The 20,847-nt window shown below is 68.2% G+C and carries 19 protein-coding genes; 13 read left to right on the forward strand and 6 right to left on the reverse strand.

Annotated features, from left to right (window positions below; translation table 11 throughout):
* Positions 1 to 205: 205 nt before the first annotated feature.
* The 4 genes from IEY58_RS26080 to IEY58_RS26095 all read left to right on the forward strand — a co-directional run bounded on the left by IEY58_RS26080 (position 206) and on the right by IEY58_RS26095 (position 5,216).
* A complete protein-coding gene (locus tag IEY58_RS26080) occupies positions 206 to 2,014 on the forward strand; it encodes a S53 family peptidase (protein WP_189051096.1) in 1,809 nt (602 codons plus the stop codon).
* A gap of 111 nt (positions 2,015 to 2,125) precedes the next feature.
* Complete coding sequence (locus IEY58_RS26085; RefSeq protein WP_189051097.1) at positions 2,126 to 3,151, forward strand: cation diffusion facilitator family transporter; 1,026 nt, start codon at positions 2,126 to 2,128, stop codon at positions 3,149 to 3,151.
* Positions 3,152 to 3,260: 109 nt separating this feature from the next.
* The gene (locus tag IEY58_RS26090; protein ID WP_189051098.1) at positions 3,261 to 3,722 is read left to right on the forward strand and encodes a MarR family winged helix-turn-helix transcriptional regulator; all 462 of its coding nucleotides are present in this window, start codon (positions 3,261 to 3,263) and stop codon (positions 3,720 to 3,722) included.
* Between the two features lie 6 nt (positions 3,723 to 3,728).
* Complete coding sequence (locus tag IEY58_RS26095; protein ID WP_189051099.1) at positions 3,729 to 5,216, forward strand: class I adenylate-forming enzyme family protein; 1,488 nt, start codon at positions 3,729 to 3,731, stop codon at positions 5,214 to 5,216.
* On the opposite strand, the gene IEY58_RS26100 is transcribed toward IEY58_RS26095, so the two are convergent.
* The 3 genes from IEY58_RS26100 to IEY58_RS26110 are packed head-to-tail and all read right to left on the reverse strand — an operon-like array spanning position 5,213 to position 8,141.
* Positions 5,213 to 6,334 carry an NAD(P)/FAD-dependent oxidoreductase gene (locus IEY58_RS26100; protein ID WP_189051100.1) on the reverse strand — a complete coding sequence of 374 codons (1,122 nt, stop codon included), beginning with the start codon at positions 6,332 to 6,334 and terminating at the stop codon, positions 5,213 to 5,215. The two genes, IEY58_RS26095 and IEY58_RS26100, sit on opposite strands and share 4 nt — an antisense overlap.
* A complete protein-coding gene (locus tag IEY58_RS26105) occupies positions 6,331 to 7,050 on the reverse strand; it encodes a methyltransferase domain-containing protein (protein WP_189051101.1) in 720 nt (239 codons plus the stop codon). The genes IEY58_RS26100 and IEY58_RS26105 overlap by 4 nt, the downstream gene beginning before the upstream one ends.
* An 8-nt stretch (positions 7,051 to 7,058) precedes the next feature.
* Positions 7,059 to 8,141 carry a type III polyketide synthase gene (locus IEY58_RS26110; protein ID WP_189051102.1) on the reverse strand — a complete coding sequence of 361 codons (1,083 nt, stop codon included), beginning with the start codon at positions 8,139 to 8,141 and terminating at the stop codon, positions 7,059 to 7,061.
* Between the two features lie 242 nt (positions 8,142 to 8,383).
* On the opposite strand from IEY58_RS26110, the gene IEY58_RS26115 reads away from it, so the two are divergent.
* Positions 8,384 to 9,391: a coiled-coil domain-containing protein gene (locus IEY58_RS26115; protein ID WP_189051103.1), complete on the forward strand. Its 1,008-nt coding sequence runs from the start codon at positions 8,384 to 8,386 to the stop codon at positions 9,389 to 9,391.
* Between the two features lie 23 nt (positions 9,392 to 9,414).
* Here IEY58_RS26115 and IEY58_RS26120 read toward each other — a convergent pair whose 3' ends face one another.
* Positions 9,415 to 9,879: a hypothetical protein gene (locus IEY58_RS26120; RefSeq protein ID WP_189051104.1), complete on the reverse strand. Its 465-nt coding sequence runs from the start codon at positions 9,877 to 9,879 to the stop codon at positions 9,415 to 9,417.
* A gap of 398 nt (positions 9,880 to 10,277) precedes the next feature.
* On the opposite strand from IEY58_RS26120, the gene IEY58_RS26125 reads away from it, so the two are divergent.
* Together IEY58_RS26125 and IEY58_RS26130 are read left to right on the forward strand one after the other, a co-directional pair.
* A complete protein-coding gene (locus tag IEY58_RS26125) occupies positions 10,278 to 12,455 on the forward strand; it encodes a sensor histidine kinase (RefSeq protein ID WP_189051105.1) in 2,178 nt (725 codons plus the stop codon).
* A complete protein-coding gene (locus IEY58_RS26130; RefSeq protein ID WP_189051106.1) occupies positions 12,452 to 13,990 on the forward strand; it encodes a DUF3369 domain-containing protein in 1,539 nt (512 codons plus the stop codon). Before IEY58_RS26125 ends, IEY58_RS26130 begins: the two co-directional genes overlap by 4 nt.
* Before the next feature lie 26 nt (positions 13,991 to 14,016).
* Here IEY58_RS26130 and IEY58_RS26135 read toward each other — a convergent pair whose 3' ends face one another.
* Positions 14,017 to 14,880: a LysR family transcriptional regulator gene (locus tag IEY58_RS26135; protein WP_189051107.1), complete on the reverse strand. Its 864-nt coding sequence runs from the start codon at positions 14,878 to 14,880 to the stop codon at positions 14,017 to 14,019.
* A 100-nt stretch (positions 14,881 to 14,980) separates the two neighbouring features.
* Here IEY58_RS26135 and IEY58_RS26140 point away from each other — a divergent pair, with 100 nt between their 5' ends.
* Both IEY58_RS26140 and IEY58_RS26145 read left to right on the forward strand, forming a co-directional pair.
* The gene (locus tag IEY58_RS26140) at positions 14,981 to 16,618 is read left to right on the forward strand and encodes a gamma-glutamyltransferase family protein (RefSeq protein ID WP_229743962.1); all 1,638 of its coding nucleotides are present in this window, start codon (positions 14,981 to 14,983) and stop codon (positions 16,616 to 16,618) included.
* A gap of 82 nt (positions 16,619 to 16,700) precedes the next feature.
* Positions 16,701 to 17,201 carry a TNT domain-containing protein gene (locus IEY58_RS26145; RefSeq protein WP_189051108.1) on the forward strand — a complete coding sequence of 167 codons (501 nt, stop codon included), beginning with the start codon at positions 16,701 to 16,703 and terminating at the stop codon, positions 17,199 to 17,201.
* Positions 17,202 to 17,218: 17 nt separating this feature from the next.
* Here the strand turns inward: IEY58_RS26145 and IEY58_RS26150 are convergent, their stop codons facing one another.
* Positions 17,219 to 18,112, reverse strand: coding sequence for a LysR family transcriptional regulator (locus IEY58_RS26150; RefSeq protein ID WP_189051109.1), 894 nt, complete (start codon positions 18,110 to 18,112; stop codon positions 17,219 to 17,221).
* Positions 18,113 to 18,221: 109 nt separating this feature from the next.
* On the opposite strand from IEY58_RS26150, the gene IEY58_RS26155 reads away from it, so the two are divergent.
* The 4 genes from IEY58_RS26155 to IEY58_RS26170 all read left to right on the forward strand — a co-directional run bounded on the left by IEY58_RS26155 (position 18,222) and on the right by IEY58_RS26170 (position 20,617).
* Positions 18,222 to 18,629, forward strand: a complete 408-nt coding sequence (locus tag IEY58_RS26155) for a (R)-mandelonitrile lyase (protein ID WP_189051110.1) — start codon at positions 18,222 to 18,224, stop codon at positions 18,627 to 18,629.
* The gene (locus IEY58_RS26160; protein ID WP_189051111.1) at positions 18,629 to 18,859 is read left to right on the forward strand and encodes a tautomerase family protein; all 231 of its coding nucleotides are present in this window, start codon (positions 18,629 to 18,631) and stop codon (positions 18,857 to 18,859) included. Before IEY58_RS26155 ends, IEY58_RS26160 begins: the two co-directional genes overlap by 1 nt.
* 29 nt (positions 18,860 to 18,888) lie before the next feature.
* Positions 18,889 to 20,079 carry an arabinose transporter gene (locus IEY58_RS26165; RefSeq protein ID WP_189051112.1) on the forward strand — a complete coding sequence of 397 codons (1,191 nt, stop codon included), beginning with the start codon at positions 18,889 to 18,891 and terminating at the stop codon, positions 20,077 to 20,079.
* Positions 20,080 to 20,188: 109 nt separating this feature from the next.
* Positions 20,189 to 20,617 carry a septal ring lytic transglycosylase RlpA family protein gene (locus tag IEY58_RS26170; protein ID WP_189051113.1) on the forward strand — a complete coding sequence of 143 codons (429 nt, stop codon included), beginning with the start codon at positions 20,189 to 20,191 and terminating at the stop codon, positions 20,615 to 20,617.
* The last annotated feature ends 230 nt before the right edge of the window (positions 20,618 to 20,847 follow it).

Below are 20,847 nucleotides of genomic sequence, written 5' to 3' on the forward strand. Positions count from 1 at the left end.
TTCGGCCCGATCGCTTGAAACGCAAATCGACTGAAACGAGGGAGGCGCGGCGATTATTCGCCGCGCCCCCTTTAAGTTTAATAAGCGGTTAGTAACTCGCGGCAGAACCAGAAAAAATCCCTCGCTTTCTACGCGATAAGTTTTGACGCCGTCGATTACTCCCCTGATAGCTAACGCGTCCATCAACTTGGGGGAGCGTGTCGTCATGACGCGATGGGGAATGATCAAATATCGGCATTCGCTCGCGGTCGGCGCCCTGTTGTCGGCGCTGGTGCCGCTCGCCGCCACGGCCGGCGAGCTCGCCCGGGACCAGCGGGTCGAGTTCGACATCGCGCTCAATCCCCGCAACCCTGAGACCTTCGCGCAACTGCTGACGGCGCTCAGCACGCCCGGCTCGAGCCAATACGGTCATTGGCTGACGCCTGAGCAATATACCCGGGAATTTGGCACGTCGAACGAGACGCTCGCGGCTGTGACCGCCGAGCTCAGCCGCGCCGGCCTCACCGTGCTTGAAACCCATGCCCACGGCCTGCATGTCGCCGGCCGGGCCGCCGATGTCGGCGCCGCCTTCTCGCTCCGCCTCCAACAGGGCCAGGCGCGGAACGGCAGCGCGCGCGTCGTGGCCTCCGGCCAGCCGGTGCTGACGCCGGCGCTGGCCGCCGCCGGCGCCCGCATCGTCGCATTCGACAATTTCGAGCGGATGCGCGCCTTCGCCCGGCCGACGGCAGGCGGCGCCAAGCCGCAGAACGCCACCTCGCCGACCGGCGGCTATTGGGCGACCGACCTCAAGCAGGCCTACGACGGCCCGTCCTACCAGGCCTTGACCGGCCAGGGCCGCACGATCGCGATCCTGATGTCGGGCGACGTGCAGACGTCCGACATCCAGAGTTATTTCAGCCGGCAGGGCCTGGCCATGCCGTCGCTCACCCGGATCGCGGTCAATGGCGGCGCCACCTACAGCGCCAGCAACGACGGCTCGTTCGAGGCGACGCTCGACGTCGAGCAGGCCGGCGGCATGGCGCCCAAGGCCCAGATCCTGCTCTATCTCATCCCGGATCTCAGCGACGCGAACATCCTGGCCGGCTTGAGCCGGATCGTCAGCGACAACAAGGCCGACATCGTCAGCCTGTCGTTCGGCGGCTGCGAGAAATTCTACACCGCCGCCTACAACGGCGGCCACGACGCCTCGGGCGCGCTCGTGAGCTACGAGCAGGTGTTCGAGCGCGGCAATGCCCAGGGCATCACCTTCGTGGTCGCGTCCGGCGACGAGGGCGGGCTGCAATGCCCGGCGCCGGCCTATTTCAGTGGCAAGGCCGGCCAATCCTGGCTCGCGGGCGCGTCGGCCCCCGCCGTCAGCCCGGCCGTGACCGCCGTCGGCGGCACCAACCTCGTCACGAGCTACATCCCCGGCTCGACCGCCTCGACCTATGTGTCGGAGAACGCCTACGGCGATCCGCTGACGGCGGTTGATCCCTACGGCATCGGCGTCACGCTCAAGGGCGGCTATTGGGGCTCCGGCGGCGGCCCGAGCGTCTATTTCAAGGCGCCGAGCTGGCAGTCGCTGGTCAAGACCGGCACATCCATGCGCGCGACGCCGGACATGGCACTGCAGATGGGCGGCTGCCCGAGCGATGCGAAGCAGCCGTGCGGCGCCAACCGCAGCTACGTGATCGAGATCTTCGCCGGCCAGGCCTACGGCGCCGTCGGCACCTCGGCCTCGACGCCGGCGTTCGCCGGCGTGCTGGCCCTCTGGGAACAGAAGCTCGGCAACACGCGCCTCGGCAACGTCAATCCGGTGCTATACCAGGCAGCGAAGACCGAAGGACTGGGCGGCAGCAGCCTGAAGCCGTTCCGCCAGCGGATCGCCGGCTACAACGGCGTCTACACCAGCACCTCGACCGGCAGCACGCCCTACAACATGGTCGTCGGCAACGGCACGGTCGACATCCGGCAGCTGATCAACGGCACCTCGATCGCGGCAGCCGGCAACCCGGGCACGGCGTCGAACCCCTGACCTGACTGACGGCAAGGGTCCGACTTCGATCGGACCCTTGTCGAAATTGAAAAGCCGATCGGGCGGCGTTCGCGTCTATAGTCGGGGCCCCGGCAGATCAGCGGACCGACCATGAGCGACCACGCCCATCACGATCATCAAGACCACGGTCACGATGACCACGACCATCATGACCATGGCCACGACGACCACGCTCATCACGACCATGGGCATCACGACCATGGGCATCATGGCCATGGGCACCACGGCCATTCCCACGCGCCGGCCAGCTTCGGGCTCGCCTTCTTCGTCGGCATCACGCTCAACTCGGGCTTCGTGCTGCTGGAGACGGTCTACGGGCTGATCGCCGGCTCGATGGCGCTCGTCGCGGACGCCGGCCATAACCTGGCCGACGTGCTGGGCCTGGCGCTCGCGTGGTGGGCGACCAACCTCGCGCAGAAGGCGCCGAGCGCGCGCCGCACCTACGGCTTCAAACGCAGCTCGATCCTGGCCTCACTCGTCAATGCCGTCGTGCTGCTGATCGGCGTCGGCGGCATTGCGGTCGAGGCCCTGCGCCGGCTCGCGGTCCCCGCGCCGGTCGACGGCGACACCGTCGTCTGGGTCGCCGCCGTCGGCATTGCCATCAACGGCTTCACGGCGCTGCTGTTCATGAGCGGCAGCAAGGGCGATCTCAATATCCGCGGCGCCTTCCTGCATCTTGCCGCCGATGCCGCCGTGTCGCTCGGCGTCGTGGTTGCGGGCGTCGTCATCGGGCTCACCCAATGGCTCTGGCTCGATCCGGTCACGAGCCTCGCGATCTCGGCGGTTATCCTCCTCGGCACCTGGTCGCTTCTGAAGGAGTCCCTCGATCTGGCGCTCGATGCGGTGCCGACGCGCATCGACCCGGGCGCCGTCCGTGCCTTCCTGCACGAACTGCCGGGTGTGAGCGAGGTCCATGACCTGCACATCTGGGCAATGAGCACGACCGAGACGGCGCTGACCGCCCATCTGGTGCGGCCGGGCGGCGGGCTTGACGATGCGCTGCTCGATGCCGCGGCCGAAACGTTGAGCCGGCGCTTCGGCATCGCGCATGCCACCTTCCAGGTCGAGGCGGGCGACGGTGCCGCCTGCCGCCTCGCCCCGCCGAGCGTCGTCTGACCCGCCACAGCAGGCATCCGTCGCCGCGGCTTGACAGCGGTTCCGCCGAAGTTGTTTGTCTATCAAACAACAAGCATGTGGCACCATAACAGGACGGGCGGAGACAGAGATGGCCGAGACGACGGTCATGGAGGAGAGCAGCGGGATACCGGCGCCCGGGGTGCTGGACGGGCTGCTGGGCTATCGCCTGCGCCGCGCGCAGGTCGCCGTGTTCGCGGATTTCGCGCAAACCATGGCGGCCTATGAGCTGACGCCGGGGCAGTTCGGCACGCTGGCGCTCATTGCCGCCAACCCGGGGCTGAGCCAGACCGCGCTCGGCACGGCGCTCGGCATCGATCGCTCGAGCGTCGTGCCGCTCATCGACAAGCTGGAACGGCGCGGGCTGGTCGAGCGCGCGCCGCATCCGCGCGACCGGCGCAGCCACGCGCTGCGGCTGACCGGCGCGGGCACCGCCCTGTTCGAGGACGCGCGCGAGGCCGTGGCCCGGCACGAGGCGCATATCTTCGCGCCGCTCGCCCCCGCCGAGCGGGAGACCTTGGCCCGTCTGCTCGATCGGGTCTCGGGCGTCTAAGTCCCGATGCTGTTCGGCGATCTCCTCGATCGGGCGCTCGCCGAGGGGGCCGGCCCGCGCACAGCCCTGATCGACGGAACCGGAGCCTTCTCCTACGACGAACTCGATGCCGCCGCCGACCGATTCGCGGGGCAGCTCGTCCGGCGCGGCTACCGTCCGGGTGCCCGGGCGGCACTCTGTGCCCGGAACGGGCTCGCCTACGGCATCATCGTGCTGGGCGCCGCCCGCGCCGGCGTGGTGCTGATCCATCTCTCGACACGTGCGACCGCCGGCGAAATCGAGGCGGCGCTCACCGAGACCGGTGCCGAGGTCCTGTTCGCCGGCGAGGATATGCAGTCCGACCGTGTGCCGGTCGTACATCTGACGCGCGACGGGGACGCCTGGTTCGGGACGGGCCCCGCAGAACGGCCGGTGCTCGATCTCGCCGATGACGCGCCGCTCGCCCTGCTCTACAGCGGCGGGACGACCGGGGCGGCGAAGGGCGTGCTGGTCAGCCATCGCGCGCGGCTCGTCACCGCCGAGATCGCGGCTGGGGGCCTCGGCCTCGAAGCCACGGACCGGGTGCTGGTCTCGACGCCGCTGTTCCATACGGCGGCCCTCTTCTGCTGGCTTGCACCGGCCTGGCTGCAGGGCGCGACCGTGGTGGTCGGCGACAAATGGTCGGCCGCGGGCTTCATCGATTTGGTCGAGCGGGAACGGGTCACCGCCGCCTTTCTGGTGCCGACCCAGATCGGTGACCTGCTAGCGGCCCCGGAACTCGATGCTGGCCGTCTCGCCTCGCTGCGCCTTGTCTGCCATGCCGGCGCGCCAATGCCGCCCGACCGGGCCGACCGGCTGGCGCGCCTGCTGCCTGAGGCCGATATCGCCGAACATTACGGCCTGTCCGAGACCGGTCTGCTCACCGTCCGCCGGCGCAGCGATCCGGCCGACCGGCCGGGAAGCGTCGGGCACCCACCCCCGCCGGTCGAGCTTGCCGTGCGCGGACCGGACGGGGCCTTCCTGCCGCCCGGCACGGTCGGTGAGATCGCGACGCGCGGGCCCCATCTCTTGAGCGGGCTCATCGGCGGCACGTCGATGGCGACGCTGTTTCCGTGGCATGACGGCTGGCTCGCGACCGGCGACCGCGGCCGGCTCGACACCGACGGCTCTTTGACGCTGCTCGCCCGCTCCAGGGACGTCATCGTCTCGGGTGCGGAGAACCTCTATCCGGGCGAGATCGAGGCGGTCCTGCTCAGCCATCCGGCACTCGCCGAATGCGCTGTGTTCGGCGTGCCGGACGAGCGGCTGGGCGAGGTCCCCGTCGCCCAGGTCGTGCTGCGCCCCGGCATGGCCGCGACCGAGACCGAGCTCATCGACCACGTCCTGTCGCTGCTGCCGCGCCACAAACGGCCGCGCCGCATCATCTTCGCCCCGGCCCTGCCCCGCTCCGCCGTCGGCAAGGTGCTGAAGGCGCAGCTCGCGGCCGCGTTCTCGGCCGCGAGGAGCCACGCCTAAGTCGCGGCCAGCAGGGCCGGCGCCGGCACGCGCGTCGCCCGGGCGACAAGGCGCATCAGGCCAGGCACCAGATGCGCCGCGAGCAGCAGACCGCCCTGGGCGCGCGGATCGACGAGCAGCCGCGACAGCATCGTGGCACGCCCGACCTGTGCGCCGAGCTCCGCCGCCAATTGCGTCTGGAAGGCGGCGGCCGATCGGCCGGCCAGCAGATGGTCGGCAGCGAGCCGGGCGCTGTGCAGCGCCATCGACAGGCCGTCGCCGGAGAAGGATGGAATGACCGCGGCCTGGTCGCCGATCCGCCAAAGGTCGGGGCGATCCGCTGACGATGAAACGAAACCGTAGGGGATGGCCGCGACGGTAAGCGGCCGCGCCTGGATCGCGGTCGCACAAGCTAGCCGGCGGCCGAACAGTGGCACCGCCCGGGTGACATGCGCCAACACTGCGGCCCAGGTCCCGCCGAGTGCCGCAAGGCGCGCGCGGCGCACCACCAGGCAGAGATTGGCGAGCCCGTGCTCGATCGGCTCCAGCCCGGCATAGCCGTCGGCGAAGAGCGCCAGCTCGACGTGGCCGGCGAGCGCGCGCGCCTCGTCCGGCGCCAGGCGGAAATGGCTCTTGAAGCCGACGAGATCGTTCTGCCGGCCGGGCGCGCGCGGATGGCCGCGCAGGTCGTGCTTGCCGGTCGCGAGCACCGCCTGGCGCGCCGCAAGCGCCGTGCCGTCGTCGAGCCGGGCCGAGAAGCCGGTCGCGGTCGGCTCCAGCGCCAGCACCCGCCGGCCACGCCGTACCCGGACGCCTGCCGTCGCCGCCCGCGCCAGCAGCACCTCGTCCAGCACCCGGCGCGACAGGCTCATCGCCGCGAAAGGCAGTGCCACCGTGGCCGACAGCCGGCGACCGGCAAGGCGCAGGCGGCCGATCGGCACCGCGCCCAGCGCTGCGGGCTCGATGCCGAGCGCCGCCAGATAGGCGATCGCCTCATGCGAGACGAACTCGCCGCACACCTTGTCGTGCGGGCCCGACGTGCGCTCGACCAGCGTCACCCGTCGGCCGGCGAGTGCCAGCGGGATCGCAAGTGCCGCGCCCGCGGGACCGCCGCCGACCACGAGCAGATCGTCGGTCATCGCGCCCTGCCGACACACAGGCGGAACGGCACGTGCCAGCTGATTTCGGCGGCGCCCTCGGGCACATCCGCGCGGGCGAGCAGCCGCTGCCAGTCCGCGCGCACGAAGGCACGGGTGATCGAGACCGGGCCGTCGTGGCGGACGAACCGGTGCCAGCCGGCGAGCCGGGACCAGTGGCGGAACACGTGATAGGGCAAGGGATGGCGGTGCAGGTCGTTGACGAACCAGCCGAGCCGGGCCGTCGCTTCCATCCAGTTGAGGAAGCGGACGACCTGGTCGTCGTTCAGGTGATGAGTGAAGAGGCTGCTCACGACCAGGTCGATTGGCTTGTCCGGGCGATAGTCGAACAGGTCGGTCGTGATCCAGCGGATCGGCCGGCCCGCCGCCGTCGCCTTTGCCGCCGCCGCGCGCGACCAGGGATTGAGGTCGACGCCGGTCAGCGTGACCGCGACGCCGCGCCGCTCGGCCCAGCGGTCGATCTGGCGCAGCATGTCGCCATAGCCCGAGCCGACGTCGACGATGCTGAGCGGCCCCGCCGGCGGGTGCCGCCGCACCAGCCGGTCGAGCCAGGCGAGCGTCGGCCGGTAGGCGAGCGTCAGGCGGTTGACGCGCGCGAGATCGACGAGGCAGGCCTCGAACTCGGCGACGCCGCAATCCTCCGTGTCCATGAGTTCGGGCGTCGAGGCGCGTCGCGCGAAGTCGAGCGCTCCTGGCATGGCGACGCTCATGCCGCGTGGAACAGCATGGTCTCGGCCGTGAGGCCGGGCCCGAAGCTCATGGCGGCGCCGCGCTGCCCGGGCTCGGCCGCCGCCATCAGGCGTTCCAGCACGAACATGATCGTGGCCGACGACATGTTGCCGAAATCCGCCAGCACCCGCCGCGAGGCGCCGAGCGCCTCCGCAGGCAGATCGAACGCGCCCTGGACCGCATCCAGCACCGAGCGGCCGCCTGGGTGGACCGCCCAGAGATCGATGTCGGACACCGCAGCGCCGTCCAGGATCTCGGCCGCGACCGGCTTCAGGCCGTGCGAGATGGCCCCCGGCACCTGGCCCGACAGGCGCATGTCGAAGCCCTGGTCACCGACGTTCCAGGTGATGAGGTCGGCGCTCTCCGGCACCAGGACCGTGCGGAACCGGTCGAGCGTCAGGCCTTTGGGCTCGGCCGTGACCCAGGCGGCTGCACAACCGTCGGCAAACACCAGGAACGAGAGGATCTGCTCGAGATCCGACGTCTCCTGCAGGTGCAGCGTGCAGAGTTCCAGGTTGACGATGAGCACGCGCGCCTCGGCGTCGGACCGGACGATATGCCGGGCGAGCTTCAGCGCATTGAAGGCGGCGTAGCAGCCCATGAATCCCACCATGGTCCGCTCGACCGCGGGCGGGATGCCGAGGGCGGCTGCGAGCTCGAGATCGAGCCCCGGCGCATAAAGGCCGGTGCAGGAGGTCACGATCAGGTGGCTCGCCCGCGCCACCTCGGGGCCGAGGCCCAGCCGATCGACCGTGCGGAGCGCCAGCGGCAACGCTTCCGCCTGGTAGCGCTGCATGCGCACCGACGTCGAGGGAAAGGCACCCCGATGGAAGAAGCCCTGCGCGTCGACCGACGGGCCGGACGGATCTTCGGCCGGCGCCAGGACGGAGTAGCGGCGATGGATCTCGGCGCGATCGACCATGCGGCGGAAGAGCTTCGCATGCCGCGGATCGGCCAGGAGCGTGTCGGCGAAGCGCACGAACGCGCCATGGACCTCGTTCGGCGGCACCGCCGAGGCGACGTGATTGAGATAGGCCCGTCCTTGCGTACTCGTCACCATTGCACCACCTGTCCTGTGCCCGCCCCACATTTCGTTCCAGCGGACTGTTCGATCATCTTGTCCCCGATCGTCTCGAGGCGCGACCCCGAGAGATCAGGATGCCCGGCCCGTTTCGTTACGAAGGTAACGAGCCGTGAATTTTCTCGTCGTAGAAGGGAACGGGCGCTCCGCGATCGGCGTGCGCCTGGACAAGGTCAGAGACTCGCTGTAAGCGACAATTATTCCGCGGAGTCGTAACACGCATGTCAGCCGACGAGTCGCAGCAAAACCGTCCGTCGCAGGAACGCAGCACTCATTTCAGGTTCGAGCATTCCGTGTTCCGGACGCCCGACCCACGCTTCATCATTGCGAGCGACGGCGAACCGTCGCTGGTGGTCGAGCTCGCCGATCTCGCGGCCGTCATCCCGATCAAGTCGCTGCGCCAGGAGTTCGAGCTCGACAAGGGCCCCGACGGCGCGATGCTCGACAAGGTCGCGGCGGGCTTGAAGTTCGTCAAAACCATCCGCCCGGGTGATTCGATCCCGCGCGAGATCCTCGACGGCACCGCCTCCTGGGCGGTCGACGACCGGCACCTCGAGATCGCCAAGGGGCGCATCACGCTGCAGATCTCGTCGTGGCTCACCGGTGCCGAAACGGTCATCGTCGACCAGGAGGCGCTGATGCAGCTGGCGGAAGACCCGGCGGTCAAGCAGCGCGTCAACAACGCCTTCTCCGACATCGCGCTCAAGCTGGACCTGCCGCCCGATCGCAAGGAGGAGGTCGTCGACCGTATCGACCAGCTGGCGCGTGAGCTCTCGTACATCGAGGCGCTGCGCGAGCGCTTCGGCACGATCAAGGCGATCGGCGAGACGGTAGCGGCGTTCCAGAAGATCTATCGGCGCGATCGCACGGTCATCGAGGACCTGAGCCGGATCACCAACCTGATGCGCCGGCCGTTCACCGAGCTTCAGAGCATCTTCGACCAAGTCGACGGCATGTCGGGCGAGATCATCAGCCTGTTGCGCAACATCACGCGCCAGATCGAATTCATCCGCGAGAGCCGCGACGAGCTGCATCAGCGCATGATGCTGTGGGACGACATCATCGTTAAGTTCCAAACGGTGCAGGTCGACCGCACGCCGGAGAACGAGGCGCTGATGAAGGAGCTCTACCGGTTCCTCGCGCGCAACTTCATCGTCGAGAAGCCCTGGGAACTGGTGAGCGCCGCGTTCGCCCGCCAGGGCGACAAGGGTTCAGGCGAGAAGAGCTAGGCCGCCCGTTCGGAACAGCCTGTTCAGAACAGATCGTCGATGGCGCTCTGGTCCAGGATGCCGTCGATGCCGTGGATGATGGCGGAGCCGGTGTCGACCATCTGCTGCAGCATCATCGAATAGTTCATCGCCTGCTCGGCCAGCAGCGGCACGTCACCCTGTTCGCGCAGGTCGGCGAGCACAAGCTTCGCCTCCTCGACCGTGTCGTGCATGCGCTGGATCGTGCGTTCGAAATGCTCGCGCGCCGACGGCGGCGCATGGGGATAGGCCTCGATCGCAAGCGGCGCGAAGGCGAGCCCGCTCTCGGCGAAATGCTGCTCGTAGGTCTTGAATTTCCAGGCGATCACCTCATCCAACATATCGGGCATATCGCCCAACATGCCGAGCAGCATGATCACTTCGTTGAAAAGGTTGAAATAATCGGTCGACAACAGGGTGCCCGCGTCGATCGTCGTCCCCTTCACCCGTTCGCGGTACAGCTCCAGCATCGCCCAGCCTTCGTTCAAAGCTCTTCCGCCTCCGTGCGGTGCACCGAACGGAGCCGTCCCGTTTCCCGCCGACAGGCAATCCGCATTGCCGTTCGCAGGCAGCACCCTATCAAACGACCGCAATCGTCTGTTTAAACTATTAATTTCGACCCACTCCCCAAAGAATATTTTTTGACGCCGCTTGATCGGCCACAAGCGGGAAGCGGGGATTAACCAAAAATTTTGACAAAACCCCGAACTTCCTTTTTCCGTAAACAATTATTGAAGGTTCTGTCCTCAGGATACGGCGTCATGGATCCGGCACGCATCTCCAATCCTGCCCCTTTGCCGAACGGTCGCCCGGATACCGTCGGCCTGACGCGCTCGGCTGGCCCTGCGCGCGCAGACGCTTGCGCGCCATGATCAGCGAGGGCGCCTCGACCGGCTGGCTCGGCGGGAGCTGGCTGTCCGGCCAGGCCGTGCGCACGCGCGCCGCCGTGCTGGCGGGCGGCGGCATCGCGAGCCGGTTGACCTTCGCCATCATCCTGTTCTCGATGCTGGTCACGTTCCTCACGACCGCGACGCAGCTGTTCATCGAATATAACCAGGACCTCCGAGGCATCCGCGAGCGATTCGCCGAAATCCGCACCTCGCAATTGCCGATCCTGACCAACAGCGTGTGGATCCTCGATGACGCGCTGATCCGCACGCAGCTCGACGGACTGGCCCGCCTGCCCGACATCGAGCGGCTGGCGGTCGAGGTCAACGGCAAGGTCAAATGGTCGTCCGGCTCGACCCGCGCCCGCTATCCGCTGTCGGATCGCGTGCCGCTCGTCCAGCAGAACCGCGACAAGGCGGTCGAGATCGGCGTGCTCGAGGTGACGGCGAGCCTCGACAACGTCTATCGGCGGCTCGTCGACAAGGCGCTCTCGGCGCTGCTCGAGAACGCGATCAAGACGGCAGCGATCGCCGGCTTCGCGCTCGTGCTGTTCCAGCTGACCGTGACCCGGCACCTGCACCGCATGGCCGAATATGCCCAGCGGCTCGACATCGCCGACGACCATACGCCCGACCTGCAGCTCGAGCGCAGGCGGCGCCGGCGCGACGACGTGCTGGACCAGCTCGTCCGCTCCATCAACACCATGCGCACCAACCTCTCGGCCGCCTATGCCACGTCCAAGCGCGACGAGGAGCGTATCCGGCGCGAAAACCTGCATCTGGCCGACCTCCTGCGCGACGACACGCTCCGGGGCGTGCAGGTCATCGACGTGTTCCAGACCGTGACCGAGACGCTCGTGATCGGTCTCGACGTCTCGCGCGCCGGCGCGTGGCGGGTTGACGAGGCGAGCGGCGCCATGCATTGCCTCGACTGTTTCGAGCCCGATGGCCTGCGCCATACGACCGGCCGCAGCTGGGCGCTCGCCGAGATCCCGGAATATCTGTCGATCCTCTACCGCGACAAGGTCGTCGCCATTGGCGACATCTGGACCGACCCACGCAGCCGCGAGCTGCTGATCGGCCACGACATGGCCCCGCCCTACCGCTCGTCGATCGATGTAGCGCTGCAGATCGACGGCAAGCTCGGCGGCATCCTGTCGGTCCAGCACCAGGGCGACAAGCGCGAGTGGACGGCCGACGAGATCGGCTTCGTCGGTGCCGTCGCCGCCGTCGCCTCGGCCGCGATCGAGGCGCGCGACAAGCGCATCGCCCAGCACGAGCTGTCGCAGTACAAGGACCATCTGGAAGAGATCATCGCGACGCGCACGGCCGAACTCACCGACGCCAACGTCGAGCTCAACCGCACGCTCGAAGTGCTGCAGTCGACCCAGGCCGAGCTGGTCGAGCGCGAGAAGTTCGCCTCGCTCGGCACGGTGGTCGCCGGCGTCGCGCATGAGGTCAACACGCCGATCGGCGTCGGCGTCACGGCGGCGAGCGCGCTCAAGGTCGCGACCGTCCGCCTGCAGCGCAAGGTCGAGGCCGGCGAGCTCAAGAAATCCGACCTCCTGGGCTATGTCGAGGTGGCGGCCCGCTCCGCCGACATCCTCGAGGCCAACCTCGGCCGGGCGGCGGAGCTCGTGCGCTCGTTCAAGCAGGTCGCGGTCGACCAGTCGAGCGAGGCGATCCGCGTGGTCGAGCTCGGCCAATATATCCACGACGTGATGACGAGCCTCAGGCCGGAACTGCGCAAGGCGGGGCACGGCGTCAGCGTCGAGGCGCCGAACCGGGTCGAGCTCGAGACGACGCCATCGGCGATCTGGCAGATCATCAGCAACCTCGTGATGAACTCGATCCTGCACGGCTTCGAGCCGGGGCAGCACGGCCATCTCTCGATCTCGGTCAACAGGTCGAAGGATGCCGCGGTCGTGGTCTATCGCGACAACGGTATCGGCATGAGCCCCGAGGTGCGCCGGCGCATCTTCGAGCCGTTCTTCACGACCAAGCGCGGCCAAGGCGGTAGCGGACTGGGGCTCAGTATCGTTTATAACCTCGTGACGAAAACCTTGGGCGGGACGATCCTGTGCACGAGCGCGCCGGACGTCGGCACCGAATTCATGATTACGATCCCGATCAGGATCGCGGAACGGGGTGAGGTATGAGCGACGACGAACTCGCCTTTATCGACGAGGACGTTAACTTCGCTGGCGATGTGGACGCGTCGGCCTGGAAGGTGATCGTTGCCGACGACGAGCCCAATGTGCACGACGTGACGCAGCTCGCCCTTGTCGATTTTCACTTCGACGGACGGCCCTTGAGCTTCATTCATGCGCATTCGGCGGCGGACGCGTTCGATGCCGCCAAGGCCCATCCGGATACCGCCGTGCTGCTCCTGGACGTGGTCATGGAGTCCGAGCACGCCGGCCTCGAGCTCGTGCGCCGCATCCGCGAGGAGCTCGGCAATTCGACGATGCGCATCGTGCTGCGCACCGGCCAGCCCGGTGCCGCACCCGAGACGGACGTCATCGCGCGCTACGACATCAACGACTACAAGGAAAAGACCGAGCTCACCGCCGGCAAGCTCACGACGCTGATGTACGCCTGCCTGCGCGGCTATCGCGACATCATGACGATCGAGCGCAACAAGCAGGGGCTGGAGCGCATCATCGACGCCTCGCGGCGGATCTTCCGGCTGCAGTCGCTCGACGAGTTCACCGCCGCGGTGCTGGACGAGCTGGGCGCCCTGCTCTCGGTCCACGGCCACGAGCCTTCGGGCGGCATCGAAGCCTTGACCGCGACCGGACCGGTCGGCGGCCTCACCGTGCTCGCCGGCACGCGGCATTTCGAACATCTGCGCGGCCAACCGCTCGCGGAGGCGCTCTCGCCCGAGACGGCGGAGCGCATCAACGCCTGCCACAAGGCAGCCTACAACGCCCATTTCGGCAATGAATACGTCGGCGTGTTCAAGGCCCGCGCCGGCCACGACAAGATCCTGTACCTGCGCGGCTATCAGCCCCGCACCGAGCTCGACGGCCATCAGCTCGACATCTTCGCGCGCAACGTCGGCGTCTCGTTCGAGAACATCCAGCTCAAGGAGGCGATCGAGGACGCCCAGCGCGAGATCATCTACCGCCTGGGCGGCGTGGTCGAGACGCGCTCCAAGGAGACGGCGAACCATGTCCGCCGCGTCGCCAAGATCTCGCGCCTCCTGGCACGCGCCGCCGGCATGACCGAGCGCGAGGCGCTGATCTTCGAATACGCCTCGCCGATGCACGACATCGGCAAGGTCGGCATCCCGGACGCGATCCTGAACAAGCCTGGCAAGCTCACGGCCGAGGAGTGGGAGATCATGAAGACTCACGCCTACCTCGGCTACGACATCCTCAAAGGCTCCGACCACGAGATCCTGCAGACCGCGGCGATCATCGCGCTCGAGCATCACGAGAAATGGGACGGCAGCGGCTATCCGTTCAACAAGCGCGGGCACGAGATCAGCTTGCACGGCCGCATCACCGCCGTCGCCGACGTGTTCGACGCGCTCGCAAGCGAGCGCTGCTACAAGGCGGCCTGGCCGATGGACAAGGTGCTGACGCTCTTCCGCGGGGAACAGGGGAAGCATTTCGACCCGCACCTGGTCGACCTCATGTTCGCCGCCCTCGACGACGTCGTCGCCATCCGCGACGCGTACCGGGACTGACGACCGGACGCGTACCGGGGGCGCCCTCAGCCCAGATGCTCGGCGATCGCCCGCGTCAGATCCGCGCGCGGGCGGCCATGGCGCTCGATCACACCGACGTGCCGGACGAACTCCTCGCCGTCGAACGGGACGACCCGGAGCCGCAGATCGCGCTGCCAGTCAGCCCCCTTGAGGAGCGGCACGAGCGTCACGCCGACATCCTGGCGCACCAGTTCGACGATCGTCTCGATCGAGTTCAGGTCGAGGAATTCCTTGACCGCGATGCCGCGCGCGGCCAGCGCCCGATCGATCAATTCCCCGGTCGGGGTCGAACGGTCGAAGCGCAGGAACGGCGCCTCGGCCAGCAGTGCCTCCGCCTGGCGGCCACCGGCGGCGCGCCCCGCCAGAACGACCAGCGGCTCGACATGGAGCGGCGTCCAGTCGAGGCGCGCCGCCGCCCGACCGCCGAGCTCGACCACGATTGCCGCATCGAGCCGGCCGTCGATCACCTGGTCGGCAAGCTCGCCGGACTTGCCGGTAACGAGCCGGACGTCGAGCCGCGGATGGGAGCGCTTCAGGACGGTCACCACGCGCGCGAGGCCACCCATGGCCGAGACTACGGCGCCGACCGCGACCTCGCCCGTCAGCCCGACCTCGCCGACGAAACCCGCGCGGATCTCGTCATAGAGGCCGAGTAGCCGTTCCGCCTCCGGCCGCAGCTGCCGGCCGCGGCCGTTCAGTGCCAGGCCGCGCCCGCTGCGATCGAACAGCGCACCGCCGAACTCCTGCTCGAGCGCCCGCATCTGCAGGCTGACGGCGGCCTGCGTCAGGCCCAGGCGGTCGGCCGCCGACGCCAGCGACCCGCTGTCGGCGACCATCAGGAAACTGCGGAGCAGGCGAAGGCTGGACATGACACTCAAGATATTCTTGAGAAAACGCAAAAGTCTTTTAAATTGTTTTTGCGAGCCCGCGGCCGATAATCGCCCGGTTCCTTGTCTGGAGAGCCGCTCGATGTCGCCGGATTCCGCACCGTTCAATTGGCACAATCCCTACCCGACCCTGCGCATGCCGGTCCTGGCGCGCAACGTGGTTGCGACTTCGCAGCCGCTCGCGGCGCAAGCCGGCCTGCGCATGCTGTGGAAGGGCGGCAATGCGGTCGACGCGGCAATCGCCGCCGCGGCCACGCTCATGATCGTCGAGCCGGTGTCGAACGGGCTCGGCAGCGACTGTTTCGCCATCCTGTGGGACGGCAAGGAACTGGTCGGCCTCAATTCCTCGGGTGTGGCGCCGGCGGCCTGGAGCCCGGCGTATTTCGCCGCGAAGTACGGCACGGACGGCAATGGTCTGGCCCAGCGGCCGATCCGCGGCTGGGACGCAGTGACCGTGCCTGGCGCCATCGCCGGCTGGGAGGTGCTGCACCGGCGCTTCGGCAAGCTGCCGTTCGCCGACCTTCTGGAGCCCGCGATCGAAGTGGCCGAGCGCGGCCATTCGGTGGCGCCGATCGTCGCCCATAAATGGGCGCTCGCGATCCCGCAGCTCGAAGACCAGCCGAGCTATGCGGAAGCCTTCATGCCGCATGGCCGCGCGCCCAAGGTCGGCGAGAAGTTCGTGTTCAAGGCCGCGGCCAAGACGCTGCGGCTCCTCGCCAAGGAAGGCCCGCGCAGCTATTACGAGGGCGAGATCGCCGAAGCGATCGCCGCCTACAGCCGGGCCTGCGGCGGCGCCATGACGCTCGACGACCTGCGCCAGTACAAGCCTGACTGGGTCAAGCCGATCTCCAAGCGCTACCGCGGCTACGACGTGCACGAGATCCCGCCGAACGGCCAGGGCATCGCGGCCCTCATCGCGCTCGGCATCCTCGACAAGTTCGATCTCGCGAGCCTGCCGGTCGACGGCGTCGACTCCCAGCATCTGCAGATCGAGGCGATGAAGCTCGCCTTCGCCGATATCTATCGCTATGTCGCCGACCCGCGGTCGATGGAGGTGACGCCGGCCGAGATGCTCGACGATGGCTATCTCGCCGAGCGCGCAAAGCTCATCGACATGGGCCGGGCCAAGGATCCGGGCTTCGGCATGCCGAAGTCGGGCGGCACGATCTATCTGACGGCCGCCGACGAGAGCGGCATGATGATCTCGTTCATCCAGTCGAACTACATGGGCTTCGGCTCCGGCGTGGTCGTGCCGGGCTATGGCATCAGCCTGCAGAACCGCGGCGTCGGCTTCTCGATGGATCCGAAGTCGCCCAACGTGGTCGCCGGCGGCAAGCGGCCGTTCCACACCATCATCCCGGCGTTCCTGACCAGAGACGGCGCCCCAGTCATGAGCTTCGGCGTCATGGGCGGCGACATGCAGCCGCAGGGCCATCTGCAGACGGTGGCCCGCATGCTCGATTACCAGCAGCAGCCGCAGGCAGCGTGCGATGCGCCGCGCTGGAAGGTCAACCGCGACTTCACGCTCGACATCGAGGCGACGATGCGGCGCGACACGGTCGCAGGGCTCGAGGCGCGCGGCCATCGCCTGAAGTCGATCGACGATCCCTACATGGATTTCGGCTCGGGCCAGTTCATCTGGCGCCTCAGCGACGATCCCGACCACGGCTATGTCGCGGCGAGCGATAGCCGGCGCGACGGCCATGCCGCGGCGTTCTAAGGGAAATCGGCACAACCCTCAATTGTCGGTGAAGGTCGGGCGTCCTATAGTCGACGGAGCAAAAACCGACTGGAGCCGGAGCATGCGGCATCTCGCCCGACTTTCGCTGGTCCTCCTGACGCTTGCCGGCTGTGCCGCGGCACCGGCGGCGCAGTCGCCGCCCCCCTCGACGCCGGCGGCGTCGCAAGCCTCGACGCTCCGGCCGGATCTTGCCCAGCAATGGCGCGATCCGTCCGGCAACATCCGCTGGCCGGCCCACGACGGGTTTGCGGCGACGCCGGTGCTGATGGTGCTGCCGCCCGGTCTGCTGATCGACCGGTTCGGCAGCGACTACGGCCGCTTCTTCAGCCCGAAGGGGGCGAGCTTCGCCGCGCGCGCCCTGCCCTATGTCTGCGCGTCGCTCGTCTATCGCGTCTACAAGCTCGACCAGCCGCTCATCGCCTGGACCGGCGCCGCGGCCCCCTGGTTCGACCAGCCCGGCGGCGCCACCCAGATCGAGACCGACGCGACCGCGGCGCAACTGCTGGCCGATCGCGTCATCGAGCCGGTCGCGGCACCAGACGCAAACCCGTGCGGGAAATAGCCGATCACCATCAAGCCTTACCCGCGATAGCGCAGCGCGTCGACCAATGCCGTGAATGCCGGCGGCGACTGGCGCCGGCTCGGATAGTAGAGGTGATAGCCGGCGAAGGGCTCGCACCAGTCGCCAAGCACCCGGACGAGCCGACCGTCGGCGAGGTAGGGCTCGACCTGTGCCTCGGACAGGTAGGTGAGACCGAAGCCGGCCAGTGCCGCCGTCAGCATCAGGGAGGCGGTGTTGAACACCAGCTGGCCTTCGACCCGCACCCTGAGTTCGCGCCCGGCCTTCTCGAACTCCCAGGCGTAGAGGCCGCCGTGGGTCGGCAGGCGCAGATTGATGCAGTCGTGGGCCGTGAGGTCCTGCGGCACCTCCGGCGGCGGGCGCCGTGCGAAATAGCCGGGCGCCCCCACGACCGCCATGCGCATGTCCGGCGCGATGGGCACGGCGATCATGCCCTTGGCCACGTTGCCGCCGGGCCGCACGCCCGCGTCATAACCTTCGGCGACGATGTCGGTGAACCCGTAGTCGACGGTGATTTCGACTTTGACGTCCGGGTAGTTCGGCAGGAACCGCTCGAGCACCGGCCAGAGCACCGTAACGGCCGCATTCTCGGTGGCGGTGATGCGGACGGTCCCGGCCGGCTTCTCGCGAAACGCGCTCAAGGCGGCCAGTTCCGTCTTGATCTCGTCGAAGTGCGGGCCCACGGTTCGGCACAAGCGCTCGCCCGCCTCGGTCGGCGTGACGCTGCGGGTCGTGCGGGTCAGCAGCCGAATCCCCAGCCGCTCCTCGAGGCCGCGCACCGTCTGGCTCAACGCCGACTGGGACACGCCGAGCTTCGCCGCCGCCCGGGTGAAGCTCCGCTCCTCAGCCACCGCGAGGAAGGCGCCCAGATCAGAGAAACTGTCCGCAGCCATTCATAAGCAACCCTTATGAGTTCATACGGATAATATCCCCTTATCGCTTACTGGCGAACACCCTAGATTCCGGGTCGATGAAATCCCCGGACAGAGTTGGAGGAATGACATGGAGATCAAACGAAGCGGCTCGCAGCCGTCCGGCAAGGGACCGGCGGATTGGTTCACCGGCACGGTGCGCATCGACCCGCTATTCAGCGCGCCGGAGCCGGCTCGCGTTGCGAGCGCGCTCGTGACGTTCGAGCCCGGTGCACGCACGGCTTGGCACACGCATCCGCTGGGCCAGACGCTGATCGTGACCGCCGGCTGCGGCTGGGTGCAGCGCGACGGCGGGCCGATCGAGGAAATCCGGCCGGGCGACGTGGTCTGGTTCGAGCCGGGCGAGAAGCATTGGCATGGCGCGACACCCACGACGGCCATGAGCCATATCGCCATCCAGGAGAAGTTCAACGGCTCCCCGGTCGACTGGCTGGAGCCGGTGAGCGACACGCAATACCGGCGCGCCGACCAGCCATAATGCCCCACGTCATCATCAAGCTCGCCGCCGGGCGATCCGAGCAGCAAAAGGCCCGGATCGCTGAGGAAGTCACCAGAGCCATCATGGCCGGTGTGGAATGCGCGGAGCGTGCCGTCTCGGTCTGCATCGAAGACGTGGCACCTGAGGAATGGGTGGAGAAGGTCTACAAGCCGGACATCCAGGCCAAGCAGGATAGCCTCTACAAGAAGCCGGGCTACGACCCGCTCTGACCCCGCCCTAACAAGGAATCGGCCGTACCGTGTCCGCCACCACCCAGGCGCCGGCTTCCGCCTCCGTCGTAGCGGCATTGCTGCCGATCCTGGTGACGGTCCTGGCCGCCTTCCTCGTCATCGGGCTCGCCATGCCCGTGCTGCCGCTGCATGTGCACCAGGGACTGGGCCTCGGCACGTTCGTCGTCGGCCTCGTCGCCGGCAGCCAGTTCGCGGCATCACTCGTCTCGCGGATCTGGTCCGGCCACTACGCCGACAGCCGGGGCGCCAAGCGCGCCGTCATCGTCGGCCTCGTGATGGCGACCGTGGCGGGCCTGCTCTACCTCCTGTCGCTCCGGTTCGTCGGCACGCCCGTCCTGTCGGTCGCGATCCTGCTTGTCGGCCGGGCCGTGCTCGGCGCGGCGGAGAGCTTCATCGTCACCGGCGCACTCAGTTGGGGGCTGGCGCTCGTCGATGCGCGGAACGCCGGCAAGGTCATGGCCTGGGTCGGCACCGCCATGTACGCCGCCTTCGCCGGCGGCGCACCGATCGGCTCCGCGCTCTACGCGGTCGATGGCTTCGCCGCGATCGCGCTCGCCACGACCGTGGTGCCGCTCGCGACCTTGCTGCTGATCATGCCGCTTCGTCCCCTAGCGCCCTCGCATCGCAACCGGCCGAAGCTCCTCAAGGTCGCGGGCGCCGTCTGGGTGCCGGGGCTGGGGCTCGCATTCAGCAGCATCGGCTTCGGCGCGATCACCGCGTTCATCTCCCTGCTGTTCGCCGACCGCGGCTGGGGTCCCGCCTGGCTCGCCTTCACGGCGTTCGCCGGCGCCTTCATGGTGACGCGCCTCATCTTCGGCCACCTGCCCGACCGGCTTGGCGGCGCCAAGGTGGCGTTGGTGAGCGTGCTGCTGGAGGCGGCCGGCCAGGCGCTCATCTGGCTGGCCTCCGGGCCGGTTCTGGCCCTCGGCGGCGCCGTGCTGACCGGCCTCGGCTATTCGCTGGTCTATCCGGGCTTGGGCGTCGAGGCGGTCCGGCGGGCACCACCGGAAAGCCGCGGTCTCGCCATGGGCGCCTATACCGCGTTCCTCGACCTGGCACTGGGGCTCGCCAGCCCTGCGCTCGGGCTGATCGCGAGCGGGGCCGGCCTCGGCACGGTGTTTCTCGTGAGTGCGCTCACGGTGCTCTGCTCTGCCGTGGTCGCGGTCCGGCTTCTCGGGATGGTTGACCGAACCGGTTGATCCGAGTGGCGTGGAATGATCGTGACCATCGCGCGTTAGCCGCATGCGGGCAGCCAGATACCGTCAAGGCAGCGGAACAAAAACCATAATGAACGTAGGAAGGAATGGCATGGCACGGGCGCGCGATATCCTGCCGCTGCTGAGCGCGCTCGCCTTCCTGTCGGCTTGTTCCACCTTTGGGCCGGTTGGCGGCGAAAAGCCGGTCTTCAGCCAGGTCGGCCTCGCGTCCTGGTACGGCCGCCATCACCAGGGGCATCGGACCGCGAGCGGCGAGCGGTTCGACATGCGTGAGCTGACCGCGGCCCACAGGACGCTCGCCTTCGACACGGTCGTGCGCGTCACCCGTCTCGACACCGGACGGACGGTAACCGTCCGGATCAACGATCGCGGACCGTTCGAGCGCGGCCGCGTGATTGACCTGTCGGCTGCGGCGGCCCGCACGCTCGGCATCGCCGAGGAGGGCGAAGCCGAGGTCCGGATCGAGGAATTCCCCTCCGATCAGCCCCGCGGCGCAGGGCAGGAAGTCGCGGCCGAGTGACGTGGCCGAGTGACATGGCCGAGTGACATGGCTTTACAACCGCCGGCACTTCCCCTAGCCTCCAGCCCATGAATTCGTTCGCTGCCCCGAAGAGCACTACCAAACCGACGACCCGCCTTGGCGGACCGCCGGTCTTCGTCCTGCGCTAGCGAACAGCAGCATCACGCGAACACCAGGCCCCGCCGGCGACGACGGGGCCTTTTTCGTGACCGGCAGGAATGCCTCCCCGC

The organism is Aliidongia dinghuensis (assembly GCF_014643535.1).
Taxonomy (GTDB): Bacteria; Pseudomonadota; Alphaproteobacteria; order ATCC43930; family CGMCC-115725; genus Aliidongia; species Aliidongia dinghuensis.